General features: G+C 26.8%; 14 protein-coding genes, 7 tRNA genes, 2 rRNA genes and 1 other annotated feature. Of the genes, 19 read left to right on the top strand and 4 right to left on the bottom strand.

Annotated features, from left to right (window positions below; all coding sequences use genetic code 11):
- From LLF98_RS06570 to addA, 16 genes are all read left to right on the top strand, one after another.
- Positions 1-121, top strand: a 23S ribosomal RNA gene (locus LLF98_RS06570); the annotation flags it as partial.
- Between the two features lie 111 nt (positions 122-232).
- Positions 233-349: ribosomal RNA gene (rrf, locus tag LLF98_RS06565) — 5S ribosomal RNA — on the top strand.
- Positions 350-359: 10 nt separating this feature from the next.
- Positions 360-436, top strand: a tRNA-Ile gene (locus tag LLF98_RS06560).
- A gap of 1 nt (position 437) precedes the next feature.
- Positions 438-513, top strand: a tRNA-Ala gene (locus LLF98_RS06555).
- 131 nt (positions 514-644) lie between these two features.
- On the top strand, positions 645-875 hold the full coding sequence (locus tag LLF98_RS06550; protein WP_291702049.1) for a hypothetical protein: 231 nt from the start codon (positions 645-647) through the stop codon (positions 873-875).
- A 28-nt stretch (positions 876-903) separates the two neighbouring features.
- Positions 904-1,425 carry a transcription repressor NadR gene (locus LLF98_RS06545; RefSeq protein WP_291702047.1) on the top strand — a complete coding sequence of 174 codons (522 nt, stop codon included), beginning with the start codon at positions 904-906 and terminating at the stop codon, positions 1,423-1,425.
- Between the two features lie 2 nt (positions 1,426-1,427).
- Complete coding sequence (locus LLF98_RS06540; protein WP_291702051.1) at positions 1,428-2,822, top strand: FAD-dependent oxidoreductase; 1,395 nt, start codon at positions 1,428-1,430, stop codon at positions 2,820-2,822.
- Positions 2,823-2,838: 16 nt separating this feature from the next.
- Entirely contained in the window at positions 2,839-3,066 is a 228-nt protein-coding gene (locus LLF98_RS06535; RefSeq protein WP_291702045.1) for a DUF1667 domain-containing protein, read from the top strand.
- Between the two features lie 107 nt (positions 3,067-3,173).
- Positions 3,174-3,374: a binding site (T-box leader), on the top strand.
- 64 nt (positions 3,375-3,438) lie between these two features.
- On the top strand, positions 3,439-4,716 hold the full coding sequence (gene serS, locus LLF98_RS06530; RefSeq protein WP_291702043.1) for a serine--tRNA ligase: 1,278 nt from the start codon (positions 3,439-3,441) through the stop codon (positions 4,714-4,716).
- Between the two features lie 293 nt (positions 4,717-5,009).
- A tRNA-Ser gene (locus tag LLF98_RS06525) sits at positions 5,010-5,100 on the top strand.
- A gap of 40 nt (positions 5,101-5,140) precedes the next feature.
- Positions 5,141-5,231 (top strand) — tRNA-Ser (locus tag LLF98_RS06520).
- Between the two features lie 290 nt (positions 5,232-5,521).
- A tRNA-Ser gene (locus tag LLF98_RS06515) sits at positions 5,522-5,612 on the top strand.
- A 34-nt stretch (positions 5,613-5,646) separates the two neighbouring features.
- A tRNA-Ser gene (locus LLF98_RS06510) sits at positions 5,647-5,737 on the top strand.
- A 573-nt stretch (positions 5,738-6,310) separates the two neighbouring features.
- Positions 6,311-6,808, top strand: coding sequence for a GNAT family protein (locus tag LLF98_RS06505; protein WP_291702041.1), 498 nt, complete (start codon positions 6,311-6,313; stop codon positions 6,806-6,808).
- Positions 6,809-6,828: 20 nt separating this feature from the next.
- Positions 6,829-10,323, top strand: coding sequence for a helicase-exonuclease AddAB subunit AddB (gene addB / locus LLF98_RS06500; protein WP_291702038.1), 3,495 nt, complete (start codon positions 6,829-6,831; stop codon positions 10,321-10,323).
- Positions 10,324-10,425: 102 nt separating this feature from the next.
- Positions 10,426-14,172, top strand: coding sequence for a helicase-exonuclease AddAB subunit AddA (addA, locus tag LLF98_RS06495; RefSeq protein ID WP_291702036.1), 3,747 nt, complete (start codon positions 10,426-10,428; stop codon positions 14,170-14,172).
- A gap of 193 nt (positions 14,173-14,365) precedes the next feature.
- Here the strand turns inward: addA and LLF98_RS06490 are convergent, their stop codons facing one another.
- The gene (locus LLF98_RS06490) at positions 14,366-15,547 is read right to left on the bottom strand and encodes a L,D-transpeptidase (protein WP_291702034.1); all 1,182 of its coding nucleotides are present in this window, start codon (positions 15,545-15,547) and stop codon (positions 14,366-14,368) included.
- Positions 15,548-15,939: 392 nt separating this feature from the next.
- Here LLF98_RS06490 and LLF98_RS06485 point away from each other — a divergent pair, with 392 nt between their 5' ends.
- The gene (locus LLF98_RS06485) at positions 15,940-16,845 is read left to right on the top strand and encodes a HAMP domain-containing sensor histidine kinase (protein ID WP_291702032.1); all 906 of its coding nucleotides are present in this window, start codon (positions 15,940-15,942) and stop codon (positions 16,843-16,845) included.
- A 201-nt stretch (positions 16,846-17,046) separates the two neighbouring features.
- Positions 17,047-17,121: transfer RNA gene (locus LLF98_RS06480), tRNA-Arg, on the top strand.
- Between the two features lie 48 nt (positions 17,122-17,169).
- Here the strand turns inward: LLF98_RS06480 and LLF98_RS06475 are convergent.
- Complete coding sequence (locus tag LLF98_RS06475; protein WP_291702031.1) at positions 17,170-18,060, bottom strand: phosphatidylserine decarboxylase; 891 nt, start codon at positions 18,058-18,060, stop codon at positions 17,170-17,172.
- Between the two features lie 407 nt (positions 18,061-18,467).
- On the opposite strand from LLF98_RS06475, the gene LLF98_RS06470 reads away from it, so the two are divergent.
- Positions 18,468-19,052: a TetR/AcrR family transcriptional regulator gene (locus LLF98_RS06470; protein WP_291702029.1), complete on the top strand. Its 585-nt coding sequence runs from the start codon at positions 18,468-18,470 to the stop codon at positions 19,050-19,052.
- Between the two features lie 154 nt (positions 19,053-19,206).
- Here LLF98_RS06470 and LLF98_RS06465 read toward each other — a convergent pair whose 3' ends face one another.
- Together LLF98_RS06465 and LLF98_RS06460 are read right to left on the bottom strand one after the other, a co-directional pair.
- Entirely contained in the window at positions 19,207-20,802 is a 1,596-nt protein-coding gene (locus tag LLF98_RS06465; protein ID WP_291702027.1) for an ATP-binding cassette domain-containing protein, read from the bottom strand.
- A gap of 398 nt (positions 20,803-21,200) precedes the next feature.
- Positions 21,201-21,794, bottom strand: a complete 594-nt coding sequence (locus LLF98_RS06460; protein WP_291702025.1) for a DUF1836 domain-containing protein — start codon at positions 21,792-21,794, stop codon at positions 21,201-21,203.
- Between the last annotated feature and the right edge of the window lie 171 nt (positions 21,795-21,965).

The raw sequence follows: 21,965 nt of genomic DNA, 5'->3' as shown, positions 1-21,965 counted from the left end.
TTAGATTTCCCATAGCGTAAGCTAGTAAGACCCCTTGAAGACTACAAGGTTGATAGGTCAGAGGTGTAAGTATGGTAACATATTTAGCTGACTGATACTAATAGGTCGAGGGCTTGACCAATATATAATCAAGTTGTAAATACATTAATGTCTATATGCAATTTTGAAAGAATAATTCTTTCAAAGTACTTGACATATTATATATTTTTAAGTATAATATGTATTGTAATAATCTGGTGACGATGGCATAGAGGTAACACTCCTTCCCATTCCGAACAGGACAGTTAAGGTCTATTACGCTGATGGTACTGCACGGGTGACTGTGTGGGAGAGTAGGAAGTTGCCAGGTAGATTAAAAGGGATCTTTAGCTCAGTTGGTTAGAGCAACCGGCTCATAACCGGTAGGTCTAGGGTTCGAGTCCCTGAAGGTCCACCATGGGGGTTTAGCTCAGTTGGGAGAGCACCTGCCTTGCACGCAGGGGGTCAAGGGTTCGAATCCCTTAATCTCCACCAATAAATATAAAGTTATGAAGTAATTCATAACTTTTTTTGTTATCTAATTATTTAATTTAAATATCTTATAATTAGATTGGTATAGACGTAAAATTAGATAAATAATAGCTATTGAATAATATATACTGTATTTGAAATTCGAAAAAAGTATTATAGTTCTTATAAATGGTGTTACATTTGGTAATTTTTTTAAGTATAATAGAAATGAAAGAATAGATAATTATTACAATCATCATGAAATTGTAGGGGAATTATTAGATATCATTAAAGAAGCTGATTTAGATATAATAAACTGTGCGAAATATCATCATAAAAAGCAAGTAGAAAAAAATATATATTTAAAAATATTAATAATTATTTAATAATTGTAATTAGTAATAGGAGGAAAGTATGAATTGTATTGAGAGAAGAGACAATATAATTAATTTACTATTAGAAAGTAATGAACCGATAAAAGGGAATATCATAGCAAAAAAATATTTTGTAACTAGACAAGTAATAGTAAAAGATATAGCAATTCTTAGAGCTAAGGGAATAAGTATAATAGCAACTCCAGATGGATACATAATTAATAAAAGTAAAAATAAGGTTAAATCAATTATTGCAGTAACACATAATGAAGATGAAATGTTTAATGAAATGAGTATTATAATTATACATGGAGGAACAATTGAAGATGTAATAGTAGAGCATCCTTTATATGGAGAAATAGCAGGAATGCTTATGATTAAAAATTATAATGAATTAAATAAGTTCATGCAAAAGTATCAAGAGCAAAGGGCTAGATTATTATCTGTATTGACTGATGGGGTTCATCTTCATACTATATCGGCAGAAAATGAAGATGATATTAATTTAATTATATCAGAATTAAAAAAATATAATTTTATAGTTTCAGAGTTGGAGGATTAATGATGGATTATGATGTATTAATTTTAGGTGGAGGGATAATCGGATGTGCAGTTGCCTATGAGCTGTCTAAATATAATATAAATATAGCCTTAATTGAAAAAGATTATGATGTAGCAAATGATCTCTCTTGTACTAATACAGCTATTATTTATGATGGTTCAGAAACAGATGATGACATTATGTCCATATTAGAAAATAGAGGAATGAGATTAATTAAAAATCACTGCCAACAATTTAATATTAAATATAATAAAGTTGGTGCATTAAGAATTTCGTCAAATGAAGCTCGATATAATGTGTTTGATATAATGTATAAAAATACTAAAAAACGTGGCATAGACGGAGTACATATAATAGAAAATAATGAAATTTATGATATAGAACCTAAATTGGGAGTAAATATAAGTAAGGCTCTATATTCTGAGAATGTTGCATTAATTTCTCCTTATAATTTGGCTGTTTCTTATGCAGAAGTAGCATCTGACAATGGAGTTAATTTTAGATTAGAAGAAGAAGTTATAGATATTAAAAATATTTCTAAAGGATTTAAGGTAACCACAAATAAAAATAAATTTACTTGCAAATTTGTAATTAATACAATCCCAAATGAAATTTCTACTGATAAACAAAGTGAAATTTATAGTCAGATAATAAATAAAAAAATGAAATATATATTATTAAATGAAACATTACAGACTACTATAAATAGTATTGTTATTAATGATATTGATGATAATACTTTTATAATAAATATGCCTACTTTATTAAAAGGAAATTTAATTGGAGTTAAAAGTAAAAAGTATCTAAGTTTAGAAGATGAAATAAAATTATCTAAAAGTGCTTTACATCATATAAAAAAGGACTTAATAAACAACATATTTACAGAAACATATAGTGGAGATAGTATGTTGATAGGTGATAACAACTTTAAGGATGGATATATAAAGGTTACAGGAAACCATTATGCTAAAATAACAATTGCAGCAGCTATTGCTGTAGATATTGAGGAAAAACTTAAAATAAATATGAATATAACTAAAAAAAGAGATTATATTAGTAAAAAAAGACAGGTATATGTATTTAGAAATATGTCTAAAGAGCAAAAAAATAAAGTAATTGCTTTAGATGAAAGATATGGAAATATCATCTGTAGTTGTAATAACATTTCAGAAGGTGAAATCATTGATTCTATAAGAAGGCCTTTAGGTGCAAGAACTGTAGAAGGAGTAAAGAGACGTACAGGAATAGGTATTGGAAGTTGTAATGGATCGTATTGTAATATGAAAATTATAAAAATTTTAGCTAGAGAAATGAATAAAAGTCTTTTAAACGTAGTTGATGACTCCATGGATTCTAAGATTTTGGTAGGACGCATTAAAGAATTTAATGAAATATAATTAGGAGGAATTAAGAATGGTTAATAAAGATATTTTTACAAGCTTAGTTAGAATAAAAAGTGATCAAAATTATAAAGTTGTCTCAGTGAAAAGCAATGTACCTATAGAAAAATATTTATGGAAGGAATTTTCAAAAGTTCTTAGTAGAATTTATGTAAGTACACCTATTAATATTGGAGATATTATTTGTAAAAATATAATGAATACTGGTGTAGACATAGTATGTACAAAAAGCATGGATTAATATTGAATTAACCATTTAGAGAATTCGATAAAATTCATATTTTTAGTTACAATAAAATATATTGACAAAAGCAGTTGTTTTGTAATATATTTAATTTAACTTAATATAGGAAACTTGTGATGAGGATAGTAGTAATTTTATATATTTTAAGAGAGTCAGTGGTTAGGTGTGAACTGATAATTATGAATTATGAATCCACCTCTGAGGGACTACGATGAGTAGTACGGTACATATCGTTAAATAATTAAGTGGATAATATATTATATATTATCAATTAGGGTGGCAACGCGGAGTTCTTCGTCCCTTTTATAGGGAGAGGACTCTTTTTTGTACAAAAAAATATATAATTTTATTTTTAGGAGGAAGAATTAAATGTTAGATTTAAAGAGAATTAGAAGTAACCCAGAAGAAATTAAGACTGCTTTATCAAATAGAGGTGAAGATTTTGATGTTACAGTTATTGATGAAATAATAGCATTAGATGAGGAAAGAAGAAAAGTATTGGTAGAAGTTGAAGCTTTAAAAAGTAAAAGAAATCAAGTTTCAGCTGAAATTCCTAAGCTTAAGAAAGCAGGGGAAGATGTTTCTGAAATAATGTCTGAAATGAGAGAATTAGGTGATAAAGTTAAAAATTTTGATACTAGAGTAACAGAAATAGATGAGAGAATAAAATATATAATGCTTAGGATACCTAATATACCAAATCCACAAGTTCCAGATGGTGGAAGTGATGAAGATAATATAGAAATAAAAAGATGGGGTGAACCAACTGATTTTAATTTTGAACCAAAGGCACACTGGGATTTAGGAACTAATCTTAACATATTGGATTTTGAGAGAGGTGGAAAGGTAGCTGGATCTAGATTTACTATTTATAAGGGATTAGGAGCTAGACTAGAAAGAATGATAATCTCTTACTTCTTAGATAAGCATACGTGTGAAAATGGATATACTGAAGTATTACCACCATATATGGTTAATAGAGAGAGTATGACTGGAACAGGCCAATTACCCAAATTTGAAGAAGATGCATTTAAAGTTGAGAATAATGGATATTTTTTAATTCCTACGGCGGAGGTTCCTGTTACCAATATGTATAGAAATGAAGTTTTTTCAGCATCAGAATTACCAATTAAACATGCTGCATATTCTGCATGTTTTAGAGCAGAAGCTGGTTCTGCAGGTAGAGATACAAGAGGTCTTGTTAGACAACATCAATTTAATAAGGTTGAATTAGTTAAGTTTTGTAGACCAGAAGATTCTTATTCTGAATTAGATAAATTAGTAATTGATGCAGAATCAGTACTACAAGGATTAGGATTACCTTATAGAATAGTTAGAATATGCAAGGGTGATTTAGGATTTACAGCAGCCCTAAAATATGATATAGAAGTATGGATGCCTAGTTATAATAGATATGTAGAAATATCAAGTTGTTCAAATTTTGAGGATTTCCAATCTAGAAGAGCAAATATTAAATATAGAGAAACTCCAAATGATAAACCACAATTTGTTCATACATTAAATGGATCAGGAGTTGCTATAGGAAGAACAGTTGCTGCTATATTAGAAAATTATCAAAGGGAAGATGGTACAGTAGGAATTCCAGAAGTTTTAAGAAGATATATGAACTGTGATGAAATAAAATAAATAAAATATACATTTTATTTAATATATATGATTAAAATAAAGGGAAATGTTGTAACTAAAGCAAAAGCATGCCCCTTTATTTATTATTATATATATATATGTAAATTTCAGGGTAAAATTGTATTTCTGGTATAAAATAACAATTTATTTCAACACTTATTTAAAACAAAATCTAGAAATTAAATAGTTCTAACTTCTAAATTAAGAATTAATAAAGTAAAACTATTTAATTTAAAATAAAAATGTTGACATAGTCATTATTAATTGTTATAATCATACTTGTCATAAGACGTGGAAAGATGGTCGAGTTGGTTTAAGGCACCGGTCTTGAAAACCGGCGTGCGTGTGAGCGTACCTAGGGTTCGAATCCCTATCTTTCCGCCATTTTTTTTACCTAAAAATAGATAATATTAAGAGGGCACATGGAGAATTACTCAAGTGGCTGAAGAGGCGCCCCTGCTAAGGGTGTAGGTCGGGTAACCGGCGCCCGGGTTCAAATCCCGGATTCTCCGCCAAGAACATCTAATAATATTGTTAGATGTTCTTTTCATATATACAGAAAAACAGTTGATAAATTGGCAATTTCTTATTTGAGAGATTATATGCATTTTCTTAATTATTATATAAGAAAAATATTTTAATAATTAATAGTGCAAGAACAATTGTATATTTAAATATAAGATTAAAGATATTTAAATAAGTTTTAAACTCATAATAAGGGATAATATATTATTAAATTAAAATTATTATAATAAAAATGTTGACAGTTAAGCACTTCATTGATATAATAATTTTTGTGAGTTACGGAAAGATGGTCGAGTTGGTTTAAGGCACCGGTCTTGAAAACCGGCGTGCGTGTGAGCGTACCTAGGGTTCGAATCCCTATCTTTCCGCCATATTATTTTAAAAGCTAAAATATAGAGGGCACATGGAGGATTACTCAAGTGGCTGAAGAGGCGCCCCTGCTAAGGGCGTAGGTCGGGTAACTGGCGCCCGGGTTCAAATCCCGGATCCTCCGCCAAGAACATCTAACAATTTTGTTAGATGTTTTTTTGTTTTAAGAATTAATAATAATTGTAAATGATGGTATCATAGAAATTTATGTTGAACTTAACTACTCTCTTGCTGTGGTAAGCTTTCTAAGCAACTACATGATCATAGAATACAACCCTATAAATGCGGTAAAAAATATAAAACGTAGAGTTTTCAACTATCGTAATGGCAATAACTCAAAAATTAGAGTTTTGCATGAATTATCCTAAATTTTCAATAAAGGAATCGGCGGAGCATACTGTACTTCCTAATTGATAAAAATATCATAATTAGTAAATTAAAAAAATAAATGGAACTTTTACTTAGGATTAAAATCTTGTACCATATGACTGTATTGGTAAATATTGAAAAAAATTACTAATGAGATTGTACTTGACGCAATATGATACGCATGTTTCACAAAATTCCGAGATGAACCTAATAAAATACATAAGCTGCAAAGTAGATTTTTTATCAGATGAATATAAATTCTAAATTTAAAATATCATAATTAGAGGTATAATTAAAAGTAGTTAAATTAATTAGCTAAAGAAGGTGAATTATGATCAAAGGACATAATGTATATTTAAGGCTATTAGAAAAAAGGGATGTTGGGATATTGTATAAAATATGTAATGAAGAAAAAGTTAGGAGATATAATACAATACCTAATGATATACAAGATAATAACAAAGGAATAAATTTAAGAAAACCATTAAGTATAATTAACGAAAAAAATGTTTTAATTGGGTTCATAACATATAAAGAAAGTAATTATTGTGATAAGGTATATTCTATCGGAATAACTATTGGTAGCAAGTATTGGGGGAGAAAATATGGCCAGGATGCCATAAAAACTTTATTAAAATATTTATTTGGAGAACTTAATGCTGTAAGGGTGGAATTAGAGGTTATCAAATATAACTTAAGAGCTATAAATTGTTATAAAAGATGTGGTTTTGTAGAAGAGGGTATTAAAATAAATAAGGCTTATATAGAAGGAGAATATGTAGATACTTTAATTATGGGTATACTTAGAGAAGATGTAATTGATATTTAAGGTGAGAGGTGAAAATACATATGAGTATAAGATTCATTTACGGAAGAGCAGGAACGGGAAAAAGTAAGTTTTGTATTGATGAAATAAAGAATAATATAGATGCAGAGGCTGACAATAAATTAATTTTATTAGTTCCAGAACAATATACATTTAATACTGAAAATAAGATTTTAAAATATATTGGCGAACGTGCTCTTTTGAAAACAGAAGTATTGAGCTTTAAAAAAATGGCACATGAGGTTTTTGAAGAATGCGGTGGACGTGTTAAAGAAATAATAAAAGAGTCTGGAAGAAACATGTTAATTCATAGGGTACTAAATGAAAATATGGATTCTTTAAATTATTTTAAAAAAATATCTAGAGAGCAAGGATTTAATGAAATTGTATCTGAGATAATTAGTGAATTTAAAAAGTACAATATTGATACAGAAAGTTTAAAAAAAATAAGTGAAGAAATAAATGATTTTGAACTAACACAAAAAATTAAGGAATTAACAATAATTTATGAAGCATTTAATTATAAGATGCATGAAAGTTATATTGATGGAGATGATGAATTAACTTTATTAAGCAACAAATTATTAGAAAATGATATATATAAAGGTTCTGAAATTTGGATAGATGAATTTTCCAGTTTTACACCTCAACAATTGGAGATTATAAGATTATTAGCTAGGAGATGCAAGAGAGTTAATATAAATATTTGCATGGAAAATAAATCTTTAGGTAATAAAGATGAAGATATAACTGATGTATTTAATATCATAAAGAATACAGAAAATAACATATTAAAAATAATGAAAGAAAATAATATAGCTTATGATAAGCCTATTTATTTAAATAATGATATACCATATAGGTTTAGGGATAATTTAGAACTTAGACATGTAGAAAAGTATTTTTTTACATATCCATTTAATGAATATAATAAAAATTGTAATAATGTAGCACTCTATAAAGCAAATAATATTTATGATGAAGTAGATAGAGTTGCTAAAAGTATTACAGAACTTGTAAGGGATCAGGGATATAGATATAAGGATATATCTGTAGTTTGTAGAAACATAGATGATTATGAAAAAATAACATCAGTAATATTTAGGGAGTATGATATTCCATACTTCTTAGATAAAAAGATTCAATTATTAAGCAATCCATTAATTATATTTATAAGCTCTGCTTTTGAGATCTTATTTAAAAATTGGTCTTATGAGAGTATATTTAAATATTTAAAAAGTGGATTATCCGGAATAAATAATTCATATATAGATATTTTGGAAAATTTTATATTAGAGAATGGAATAAAGGGTTATAAGTGGACCGCAGAAGAAATAATTAGCGAAGAATGGTTTAATAGTAATGAAGAATTGACAAAAGAAAAAATATTAATATCTGAAGTTATGGAGGAGATAAGAAAACCTCTTATGATTTTTCACAATAAGATAAATGGAAAATATAAAGTTAAAGATATATGTACGGCTCTTTATGAGTTCTTAATAGATGTAAAGGCTTTTCAAAGAATAGATGATTGGATTGAAAATTTTGAGAAAATTGGATTAGAAGATAAGGTTAAGGAATATAGTCAGGTTGAAAGTATCGTTATAGATATTTTAGATCAAGCTGTAGATGTAATTGGAGAGGAAATATTAGATTCTTTTGAATTTTTTAAGATATTAAATTCTGGTTTTGCAAATGAAGAAATAGGCGTTATACCTGTAGCTTTAGATCAAGTTAATATTGGTGATATAGCAAGGATTAAAGGTATAGATGTTAAGGTTCTTTATATAGTAGGCATTAATGATGGTGTATTACCAGCTTCTAAAAAGGATGAGGGTATATTATCTGATAGAGATAGAGACATATTAAATGAAATAGGAGTAAGTTTAGCATCAACTACTAGAAATAAAGTATTTGAGGAACAATTTCTATTGTATACAGCTTTAACAATAAGTAGTGAATATTTAATGTTGTCATATCCCATGGCAGATTTTGAAGGTAAGTCATTAAGACCATCTATAATGATACCTAGGATGAAGAAGATATTAACTAAGTTAGTTGAAGAAAGTGCAATTTATGATTTAAAAAGCGAGAATAATAAAATAAGCAAGGTTACTGTGCCAATTCCAACATTTAATGAACTTATAATTGCTGTAAGAAGAGATTTTGACAAGGACGATATAGAAGCGTATTGGCCAGAGGTATATAGTTGGTTTAAGGAAAATGAAGATTTTAAGGATAAGGTTCAAAATATATTTAAAGGCCTTACATATTCTAATGTAGGAGATAAAGTTGCTAAGAATAAGCTTAGAAGGTTGTATAAAAATGAGATGGGCAAGTTAGTGTTTAGTGTTTCAAGATTAGAAAAGTATGCTGAATGTCCATTTTCTTATTTTGTTCAATATGCTCTTAAAGCTAAGAATAGAAAAGTATATGAATTTACACCTCCTGATTTAGGTTCATTTGTACATGAGATTCTAGATTCATTTACAAATAAGGTCAGAGATGAAGGTATTTTATGGTCTGAATTAGACAATAAAAAATGTGAGGATCTTGTATATAATATAATTGATAAAAAATTAAATGGAGAAAGCAATTCTATATTGAATAGTACAAAGAAATTTAAATATTTAGCACAGAGGTTTAAGAGAGTAATTTCTAAATCTGTTTCAGTTATTGCAAACCAAATAGGAAAAGGTGAGTTTGAAGTATTCAAGACTGAATTTAATTTTGGAAGCTATAGTTCAGGAGAAGCTATAACACTTGATTTAGAATCTAAAGAGAAAATATATCTTCAAGGAAGAATTGATAGGATAGACACATTAGATTTAGGCGGAGAAACTTATATTAGGATTATAGATTATAAGACAGGAGCTAAGAAATTTGATTTAAATGAACTTTATTATGGATTACAAATGCAGCTATTAGTTTATCTAGATGCTCTTATTAAAAATTCTAAATATATATTGGATAAGCAGGTGAGACCTGGAGCAGTATTATATTTTAAAATAGATGATCCTATAATTAAAAGTAAGAAGGAAATGACTACAGAAGAGATACAAGAACAAGTTTTAGATGCTTTAAAGATGAAAGGGTTAATTTTAAGGGATGCTAGAGTTGTTAAGGCAATGGATAAGGACATTGATAGTTATTCATTAGTTATACCAGCTGCATTTAAGACAGATGGAGATTTTAAAGCTAATAGCGATGTAGTAACAGAAGATGAGTTTACTTTGCTTAGAGAGTATGTCAATAAAAAAATGATTGAATTATGTGAGGATATGTTGAGTGGAGAAATTAAAATACAACCTACTAAACATTCAAATAGAACTCATTGTGAATATTGCGATTTCTCAGCAATATGTCAATTTGATACAAGTATAAAAGACAATAAATATAAAATTATAATGAAGAAATCTCAAAATGATATTTGGAATAGCATAAAAAAAGAAATAAATAATTCTAGTAAAATAAGTGATGCTGATGAATTAATTAAAATTGCTGATAAGAATAATTGATAGTGTAATACGTATAGATAATGTTTTTAAGAGCGTAATTAGATTAAATACTAGTGGAACCTAATTAGAGTGATTTTAATTAGTGATAGGGGAGATTGATTTATGAGTGAAACTAAATGGACTGATGAACAATTAAGTGCAATTGAAACAAGAAATTGCAATTTATTAGTTGCGGCAGCTGCTGGTTCTGGCAAGACGGCTGTTTTAGTGGAAAGAATTATAAGAATAATTACAAGTGAAGAGAATCCAGTTGATATAGATAAGCTATTGGTTGTGACATTTACTAATGCAGCAGCTGCTGAAATGAGAGAGAGAATAGCGGCTGCAATATCAAAGGAATTAGAAATAAACCCTAATTCCAAGAATCTTCAAAAGCAACTAACATTACTGAATAGAGCTAATATTACTACAATGCATTCGTTTTGTTTAGATGTAATTAAAAATAACTTCCATAATATTGATTTAGATCCATCATTTAGAATAGGAGATACAACAGAATGTGTACTAATTAAAGCTGAAGTAATAGAAGAACTTTTTGAAGATAAGTATGATGAGGAAGATCAAGCCTTTACTAATTTAGTTGAGGCATTTAGTAGCTATAAGAATGATGATAATTTAAAGGAGTTAGTTTTAGATTTATATAATTTTACTATGTCAGGTCCATGGCCTGGAAAGTGGCTTAATGATAGCGCTGAAGCTTTTAAAATTAATACATTAGAAGAGTTAAATGAAACTAAGTGGGTTAAAGTTTTAGCTGAAAGTATCAAAACTGAAGTTGGAGGATATATAAAGATGATGGAAAAAGCCATTGAAATAGTTAATGAAATTGATGGCTTAGAACCTTATTTGGATAACTTTACAAGTGAATTAAGTGCCATAAGAAATATTTATGAATCTAATAATAATGGATTAGAAGAAATGTATAAGGCATTATCATCTATAAGATTTAATAGGTTAAAGTCTATAAAAAAGGATAAGGTTTCGGATGAAGATGCTCAAAATACTGTAAAGAAAATTAGAGATGATATTAAAAAGAAAATATCTGAATTGATAAATAACACATTTTCAGTAATGCCACAGCAAATGTTAAGTAATATTCAAAAATCATATCCGTATATAAAAAAATTAACAGAACTTGTTTTAGAATTTAGTGATACATTTAATAAAAGGAAAAGAGAAAAGAATATATTAGATTTTAATGATTTGGAGCATTTTTGTTTAAAGATATTAATTGATCATGATGAGGACAAAAACATAATTCCATCTAAGGTTGCTGAAAATTTTAAGGAATACTTTGATGAAGTACTTGTAGATGAGTATCAAGACTCTAACAATGTACAAGAAACAATAATAAGTTTGGTTTCTAGAAAAGAACGTGATAACCCTAATGTGTTTATGGTTGGTGATGTTAAACAAAGTATATATAGATTTAGACAAGCAAAGCCTGAACTATTTATTGATAAATATAACACTTATCAATTAAATCAAGGGAATAACAGAAAAATTCAATTATATAAGAATTTCAGAAGCAGAAAAGAAGTTATTGATGGAGTAAATTATATATTTAAAGAAGTAATGTCTAAAATAGTTGGAGAGTTAGAATATACAGATGATGAAGCATTAAATTTAGGTGCAAGTTATAAAGAATGCAATGATGACATTGTAACTATTGGTGGTGAAATAGAGCTTAATATAATAGATAAAAATTATGACGGAGTAATTGAAGAGGATTCAGGAGAATCCTTCCAAGAGCAAGAAGAAATTGAAAATGTAAATTTAGAAGGTAGAATTGTTGCAAAAAGAATTAAAGAATTAATGTCCATAAATAGAGAGAAAGTATTTAAGATTCTAGACAAAGAAACTGGAGAATACAGACCTTTAAGATATAAGGACATAGTAATTCTCTTAAGAGCAACAAAAAATTGGTCTGAGAGCTTATTAGATGAATTAGGGGCAGAAGGAATTCCCGTATATGCGGATACAGGATCAGGATATTTTGAGTCAATTGAAATTAGAAATATAATCTCTCTTTTAAAGGTTATTGACAATCCAATGCAAGATGTCCCTATGATAGCATTATTAAGATCTCCAATTATGAGTTTCTCAGCAGATGAATTAAGCGATGTTAGGCTTGTAAATAAAGATAATTATTTTTATGAAAATGTAAAATATATAAGTGAAGAAGTTAATGATGGTAAAGAAACACTTTATTCAAAAGAATTAATAGATAAATGTAAGTATTTAGTTGATTGCATTGATAAGTGGAGAAAAAAATCTATTTATATGGCAATTGATGAATTTATATGGTACTTATACATGGATACAGCTTACTATGGATATGTTGGAGCTATGCCGAATGGAGTATTGAGGCAAGCAAATTTAAAGATACTTTTCCAACGGGCAAAACAATTTGAGAAAACAAGTTTTAAGGGTTTATTTAATTTTATAAACTTTATAAATAAACTTACAAAATCTTCAGGAGACATGGGAAGTGCTAAAATACTAGGAGAAAATGAAGATGTAGTTAGAATTATGAGTATTCATAAAAGTAAGGGGCTAGAATTTCCAGTAGTATTTCTATGTGGGACAGGAAAAAATTTCAATTTTATGGATTTAAATAAGAATATGTTATATCATGATGAACTAGGATTCGGACCTGATTTTGTAGATTTAGAAAAAAGATTTAGTATTGGAACTTTAGCCAAGGAAGCAATAAAAAAGAAAATGAAGCTTGAAACATTATCAGAAGAGATGAGAATACTTTATGTAGCATGTACAAGAGCAAAGGAAAAATTAATTATAACAGGTGCAGTTAAGAATATTCAAAAATCAATAGAAAAATGGATGAGTTCAGCATCATTAGATTGCAATCTTATTTTATCTTCTGAAGTTTTAAAGGGAAGATCATATTTAGAATGGATTGGTATGGCATTATGTCAACATAATGATGGAATTAAACTTAGAGGAGTTATTGGAGTTCCAAATGAAATATCAAAGGATGATGAATCAAAATGGGAAATAAATTTATGGAATAAAAATTACTTAATTAATAAAAATGATTTAGAAGATATAAAGATTGATGACAAATATGAATCAAATATTGTGCATGTTAATTCATTAGATAAAACTATTATGGTAGAAGTGAATAGAAGATTGGCATATAAATATCCATTAAAAGAATCAACTATTATTAAAAGCAATATTTCTGTTGCTGATTTAAAGCGAAAAAATATTGAAAAAAATTATGATGTTGAAGAAATTTACAAAGAAAAAGCTATAAATACTCCTAAATTTATTCAAGAAAGAAAGGGCTTAACTCCAGCTGAAAGAGGTACAGCAGTCCACTTTGTAATGAAAAAGATAGATTTGAATAGAGTTTCATCTACAAAAGAAATTGAAGAACAATTACAAGAATTATTCGAAGGTGAATTCTTGCTTAAGGAAGAACTAAAAGCTATTAATAAATATAAAATATTAAATTTCTTCAAATCTAACTTAGGCAAAAAGATGCTTGAATTAAATGAGAAAGGCGAAAAGATTTATAGAGAAGTGCCATTTTATACTGAAATAAGTAGCTTAGAGATAGATAATACTTTGGATGAAAAATATAAGGATGAAATGGTTAGATTGCAAGGTATAATTGACTGTTTCTTTGAATATAATGAGGATTTAATACTTCTAGATTATAAAACTGATTATGTAAAAGAGGAAAATGAAGATGAATTTAAAGAAAAATATAAGAAACAATTGAATTATTATAGTGATGCAATATTCAAAATGATTGGTAAAAAAGTTAAGTATAAATACTTATATTCATTTTCCTTGGAGAAGGAAATTCAACTTGATTAGATAATAGAGATTAATTTAAAGAATAAATAAAGATAAATTAAATAATATAGAAATATAAATTGTTAAAAATTATTCTTATAAAAAAGAAATAAATCTAATAATTTTTAATAAATAAAAAATATTGATTTATTTCTTTTTTCTAAATAATATTATTGCAGAATTGTCTTTCAAGCTTATATTAGTCTGTAATAAATTATTTAATTATTACTTTGCTGTCTTTAGGAATAGTATTGTAAATCCATTTAGCATCATCAATAGAAAGTCTAATGCAGCCGTGAGAGGAAGGCTTATTCATTGTATAGTCTAAAACAGTAGTTTTATCTTTATCAAATGGAACTGAGTGAAATAAAATATCTCCTGTAATTTGAGTCCAATATTTACCTCCCTGTTCATATTTATCTGAAAAGAACCAATCACCTCTTTCTTTAATAGAGAAGGACCCCGAAGGTGTATCTTCGCCACTTATTCCAGTAGAGCATGGGCATGTTCTAACTAATTGCCATTTATCAGGTTTCCCTTTATAAATATAGGTTTTTTGATTTTCTAGATTAACGTTAATAAAATAAGATGTAGTACTTTCTATATTTAATGTATTAATGTTATTTGGTGATATAGTAGTTGTTAATGCACGAGACGAAGCTTCAAGAATGGCAGAATTTTTATCTAAATATTCCTGTTGCTTTTTTTTAATGTCTATAACTTTTTCTTTTACATTAATATCATCTCCTAAAATATCACTATTGTCTGAAATTTTAGAAAGTGCTTCATTATAATAATCATTACTAACTAATTTATCACAATAGGCTAATAAGTCTTCTTTGAATTTACTTTTTGAGTTATTTAAGTATATTAATGACTCACAGTAATTTAAATCCAAAGAAGAAACTTTTTTTAAGTAAGAGATTGCTTGAAGATAGTTTCCATTATTAAAATAATTTACACCAGTATTATAATTTTTAGTAGAATCTTGAATTGAATCTATTGAAGCAGATATATTAAGTAATTCAGAATAAGTTATAATATTATAGTGTTGTATTTCTTTAAGTTGTAATAATGCATCTTCTGAAGAGATATTTTTATTTTGAATAGATTCTGATAAAGAAGTAACTTTAGTATTAAAGTATTGAGAAATATCATTATTCATCATGAATAACTTAAATGGATTAAAGTTCTGTTTAGTTAATAATAAACTATTTGCTTCTGAGAACTTATATTCATTAAAATTTGTTTTAAAATCAATAATAAGTTTATTATATTTATAAGATTCATAAATACCACTTAAACATATAAAGATAGATAATATAAATGAACATAAAATTCGTCTAGATAATTTATTCTTTTTTATTTTATTATAATAAATTTTGTTTATACTCAAAAAAATTCCTCCTAGTTAAGTAACTAATAAGTTAAAAGAGAAATTAAATAACCATAAATAATATTTAATTATATTATGAAGTATATTTAAATAATAGGATTTTCTCTTTTATTTATAATATTGACAATAAAAACGAATAATAAACAATGATGTTCTAATTGATTCTAATATATGCAGCTACATTGCTGTTAATAATTTAAATTATATTACAAACAGTTAATTAAGTAAATAATTTCCAATATGGTGCAAAGACAATTTATTTTTTATTTATATTTTTTAAGTGTTTAAAATTTTATTTGAGTTAGAGTTGTTAATTGGAAAAAAATATGGTATTATATAACAACAATATATGGTAAAAAAAGTAAAATGAATAATAAAAAGGGGATTTAAAAATGCTTGAGGTTGATGTTTTGAAGGATGCTCAGACAGATAAGGAAAATATGTTAAGCGAAGGGGAACTCTCTAAACTATCAAAAGAAGAATTAATTAATAAATTCATTAAATTATCAGAGGATAAAAAGGCTCAAGAGGATTTTATTTTAAATATCTCTCATGACTTAAGGTCACCATTAAATATAATTTTAAGTATTTTTCAATGTTATAAGGATGAATACAAAGACATGGGAAAAGGTAATCAATGTAAAGAACATACAGACATTATAAAAAGAAATGCTTATAAGATATTAAAACTTATAAATAATATTATAGATACTACAAAATTGGAAAAAAGGCATTATGATATTAAAAGAGAAAATTTAGATATAATTAATTTGATAGAGTGGAATGTAGCATCTATAGATAAATATGCTAAACAAAAGAACATATCATTAGTTTTTGATACAAATGTTGAAGAATGTGTTATGGCAATTGATCCAGAAGCAATAGATAGAATAATTATGAATTTAATTTCTAATGCTATAAAATTTTCGCCACAGGGAAGTAGCATATATATAAATACTTGGAAGAGTATTAATCAAATAACTATTTCAATAAGAGATGAAGGAATGGGAATACCTAAAGAAGAACAAAATACTGTTTTTAATAGATTCGTTCAATCATCAAAAAATAAAAGAAATGAGAATTCTGGAAGTGGAATAGGGTTAGATTTAGTTAGGTATTTAACAAAAGCTCATAAAGGAAGTATAGAACTCAGAAGTGAAGAAAATCATGGTTCTGAGTTTATAATTAAATTACCAATAGAAATACTAGAATGTAAAGAGACAGATGAAAATAAATTCTTAAATGCTAAAAACAAAGTAGAAGTACTTGAGTTAGAATTTTCAGATATTTATTTATAATAAATGAATATCTATATTATAAAATAGATTATCTGAAAATAATTAAATAAATTTTTGTTTTTAGATAATCTATTTCAACATATAAACAGCATTTAGTTAAATAATAGGATTAAATTATATAAAATTACTATTATAATTTATTATAAGCTTGATTATTATGATAACTTGTGATAATATAAATTTGTTGTTTAAAATTAGTATGGAGTGTTAGTTAAACGGATATAACATACCGCTACGGACGGTAAATTGAGGGTTCGATTCCTTCACACTCTGCCAAATTAATAAAAAGACTGTCTTAACCCTTGAGTTAAGACAGTCTTTTTATTATATAATTTTAGTACCAATGCTTTCACCAAATTGAACTTTACATTCAAAACCCAAATTAGATTGTTCTAAAATATCATTATCTATTTTTACGGAATTTTCTTCAAAGAATAGTATTGTGGTAGATCCGCCAAATTTAAAATAGCCTTTTTCATTACCTTTATTTACGCGAGTATTAGGCGAATAAGTTTGGAGTATTGAACCAACACAAGTAGCACCAACTTCTATATGCAACACATCTTTAAAGTTATCTGATTTAAATAAGGACCATTCTCTTTTGTTTTCACAAAAGAGCTTAGGAATACTCTTTAGTGCTATTGGATTTACAGAATAGTAATATCCTTTAATATGATGATTTTCACAAGGGATGCCTGAATCCACAAAGTGAAATCTATGATAATCAGTAGGACATAGCCTTAATATAAGACATACTCCATTTTTATATTTATTAGCAACGGTATCGTCATTTATTAATTCCCTTAGACTATAGGTTAATCCTTTAATTTGAACTATATTATCTAGGTCAATATTTTCATAAGAAGTAATTCTTCCATCACCAGGAGAAATTAATATATTTTCATCTTTAGTTAGTGGCCTAGCTTCAGGCATTAATTCTCTTATAAAAAAATCATTAAAAGATTTAAATTCATGAGATTTTTTCTTTGCCATGGCCATATCAATATTAAAATTCTCTACAAATGAGGGGATTTTATTAGTACTTAATTTTGTATCACAATACATTCCATATATTTTAGAAAATAATTTCTTTTTAGCAATAAGCTCAGTAATACTTTTACCAATTGGAGATTCATATGTCCATTCAATGTACTTCTTCCCTGCAATAAGTTCTTCTTCATAAGTTTTTGTAGTTCTATTATATACTTGAATCATAAAAACAATTGTCAAAACTTTATAAAACAATATATAGAGAAATTCTATCTAATTTTATAATGTTACAGTTATGACAAGTATCCTCCATTTCTTATTTTAATTTTATATATTCTACTAACTAAATTAATTAATATTAGAGCAATATTATAAATTAATTAGATTTACTAGAAAATATACTTTAAATAAATTATGTGTAACAGACACAATTCAGTTTTATTATTTTTACACCTTAATACTAAGTTTATCACATATAATAAGAAATTCAAAAATAAGTTAAATTTAATAAATGTATTGTTAAGTAAGTTAAAGTATTAAAATGTAGAATTATAGTTTAATAATCATCTAGATGATATAATATTATTAATATGTCAATAGTAACATTATGAAGGGAGATGAGGAGAAGCATTATGAACAAAACAAAGAACTTGATATTTGAGTCTGCAATAAATACATTTTCTGAATCTGGATATAGAGGAGCTACAATGGATAATATAGCTGCAAATGCAGGTCTTGCAAAAGGAACATTATATTATCATTTTTCAAGTAAAGAAGAAATATTTAATTTTATTGTTGAAGAAGGACTTCAAATATTGCAAAATAAGATTATTGAAGTTCAAGATATGAATATAGGACCAATAGAAAAATTGATAAAGATATGCAGAGTACAATTAACTTTTCTCCATCGATATACAAACTTTTTTAAAGTAGTAATGAGTCAATTATGGGGAAATGAAAATAGACAGGATGAGTTACGTCAAAAAATAAAAAAATATATAAATGAAATTGAGATTAATATAAAAATTGCAATGGAAAATGGTCAAATTAAAAGAGGTGATACTGAAATTATATCATTCCAATTTTTTGGGTCATTATGTTCATCTGCAATATATGAATCAATTCATGTTGAAAAAGTAAATCTAGAAAATATTATAGAGAGCACAATAAAGTTTACTCTAAATGGATTAGGAATAGATATTGAAGATGTTAATTAAAGTAAGGTAAGGCTCAATAATTATTTTGTATTAAAAAATATAGTGAGCACACAAAAGCATTTAAAATTAAAAACAGAGATATTATAGTATATAAAAAAATAAACCCTTTCAAAAGATTTTAATAATCCTTTTGAAAGGGCGTTTTTTAAAAAGTCTATTTATTAGAATTAGAAAATTCTAAGTATTCATCAAATGTCATAGCTCTATCAACTATAGAGCCATCATCTTTTATGTCTATAACTCTATTTGCTATAGTTTGAATGAATTGATGGTCATGAGAAGCAAATAGTATGTTGCTGTTATAATCTTTTAAACCATTATTTACAGCAGTGATTGATTCAAGATCAAGATGGTTAGTAGGTTGATCTAACATTAATACATTAGCATTAGAAAGCATCATCTTAGATAACATACATCTAACCTTTTCTCCTCCAGATAATACATTAGCTTCCTTTAATGCCTCTTCTCCTGAGAACAACATTCTACCTAAGAAGCCTCTAATATAACTTTCAGATTTTTCATCTGAATATTGTCTAAGCCAATCTACTAAAGAAAGTTTACAATCATCAAAATATGCTGAATTATCATTTGGGAAGTAAGCATTAGTAATAGTTATTCCCCATTTAAATTCTCCGCTATCTGGTTCCATTTCGCCAGCTAATATTTTAAATAATGTAGATACAGCTATTTCATTACCGATAAGAGCAATTTTATCTTCTTTATTAACCATAAAGCTTACTTTGTCTAGAACTTTAACACCATCGATAGTTTTAGTTAAATCTGTAACTGATAAAATATCATTACCAACTTCTCTTTCAGGCTTAAATCCTACAAAAGGATATTTTCTACTTGAAGGTTGTATATCATCCAAAGTAATTTTATCTAATAATTTTTTACGAGATGTTGCTTGCTTAGATTTAGAAGCATTGGCACTAAATCTAGCAATAAAGTCTTGTAATTCTTTAATTTTATCTTCTTTTTTCTTGTTTTGATCTTTAGACATTTGAAGAGCTAATTGGCTTGACTCATACCAGAAATCATAGTTACCAACATAAATTTTAATCTTTCCAAAGTCAACATCAGCCATTTGAGTACAAACTGAATTTAAGAAATGTCTATCATGGGATACTACTATAACTGTTCCATCAAAATTACCTAAGAAGTCTTCTAACCAGTTTACAGCCTTTAAATCAAGGCCGTTAGTAGGTTCGTCTAGAATTAGTATTCCAGGATTTCCGAATAGAGCTTGAGCTAAAAGAACTTTAACCTTTTCTCCACCAGTTAACTCTGATACATTTTTAAAATGCATTTCTGTTCCTATTCCTAATCCTTGTAGAACAGAAGAAGCTTCAGATTCAGCTTCCCAACCATTAAGTTCGGCAAATTCACCTTCTAATTCAGAAGCTTTAATTCCATCTTCATCAGAAAAATCAGGTTTTGCATATATTTCGTCTTTTTCTTTCATTATTTCATATAATCTTTCATTACCCATTATTACAGTTTCTAAAACTTGAAAGTCATCATATTTATTATGTTCTTGTTTTAATACCGACATTCTTAAATTAGGAGCAATTGAAACTTCACCTGTATTAGGTTCTATTTCTCCTGATAGTATTTTAAGGAATGTACTTTTTCCAGCTCCATTAGCACCAATAACTCCATAACAATTTCCAGGAGTAAATTTAAGGTTAACATCTTCAAAAAGTTTACGTCCACCAAATCTCAGACTAACATTTGATACGTTTATCAATCTATTTCTACCTCATTTCATAGTATTATAATTATTATAGCAATGCACAACTTTGAATGCACAATTTAGGCTGAAATTCTGATGAATTTCTAATAAATATATTTAAAATATGTAAGTATTTTTTCCTTAATTATGAATTATAAATTGTGAATTGATAATTGTATAAATAGTTTCGTTTCATGTTGCTTATTATATCATATAATTAATAGATTTTAAATTTTAAAAAATTATTAAAATTTAAAATCTTTATACTTATATAGAATATCTATGATGAAATATAAATTCTTTATTAGAATTGTACGACTAATAGATATATTAATGTAGAAAGTTTTCTTCAATATACATATGAAGGAACTTTTTCATATGTATTATATATTATAGTGCATGTGAAAATCTAACTATTTGTGGTTTTTAGGTGGATCAAAATATTCGTCTATTAATCTTTCACTCATACGTCTATAAAGATTACTCATGCTAACATATGCACATATAAGTAAAAGCTTTTCTTCATAATCACCTAAAGTGTTACTTTTATTATTTATAAGTTTATTTATATTTTCATAGATTTTATTAGAAGAGTTTTTTAAATTCTCTAAATTCAAATCATATATATCAAGAAAAGATTGATATATATCATTCAATGGATATTCTTGTTCTTTTTCAAAAGAATCAACTATAGGAGTTAAAATAGTTTTAATATCAGTTAAAGATAAAGCTCCTTTTAAGTTATAAATTAAACCCATTAATATAAGATGGCTTTTAGCATACTTCTTGTTTTTAATTTTCATTAAAAGATTACCTTTTGAATAATTATTAATCATAGTTTTAGTAAGAACTTTATCATCATGATTTCTTTTAGTGTAACTTAATTTACTTTCAAATAGTTGCATTACTTGATCCATGTACAAATCAATTTCAGGAAAATCATTTAAATTAATTTTGTTAGATGATTTTTGTGAATTTATATAGTTATCAATATTAAATTCAGTCATAAAATTTCACTCCTCACATAGTAATAAAACTTAGGCGTTTGCGAAACGCCGAAACCCGCATAAATGCGGGATATTTTTTTAACAGAATAAAATAACTCCTCACTGATTTATGGTAAAATTGAATTGCCTAAAAACAAAACCACCATATACCTCAGAAAGGAGTTATATACA

Origin of the sequence: Clostridium sp., assembly GCF_021372645.1 — a bacterium.
Lineage (GTDB): Bacteria > Bacillota > Clostridia > Clostridiales > Clostridiaceae > Clostridium.
The sequence above is the reverse complement of the archived record's forward strand: the minus strand, read 5'-3'. Positions and strand labels throughout refer to the sequence as shown.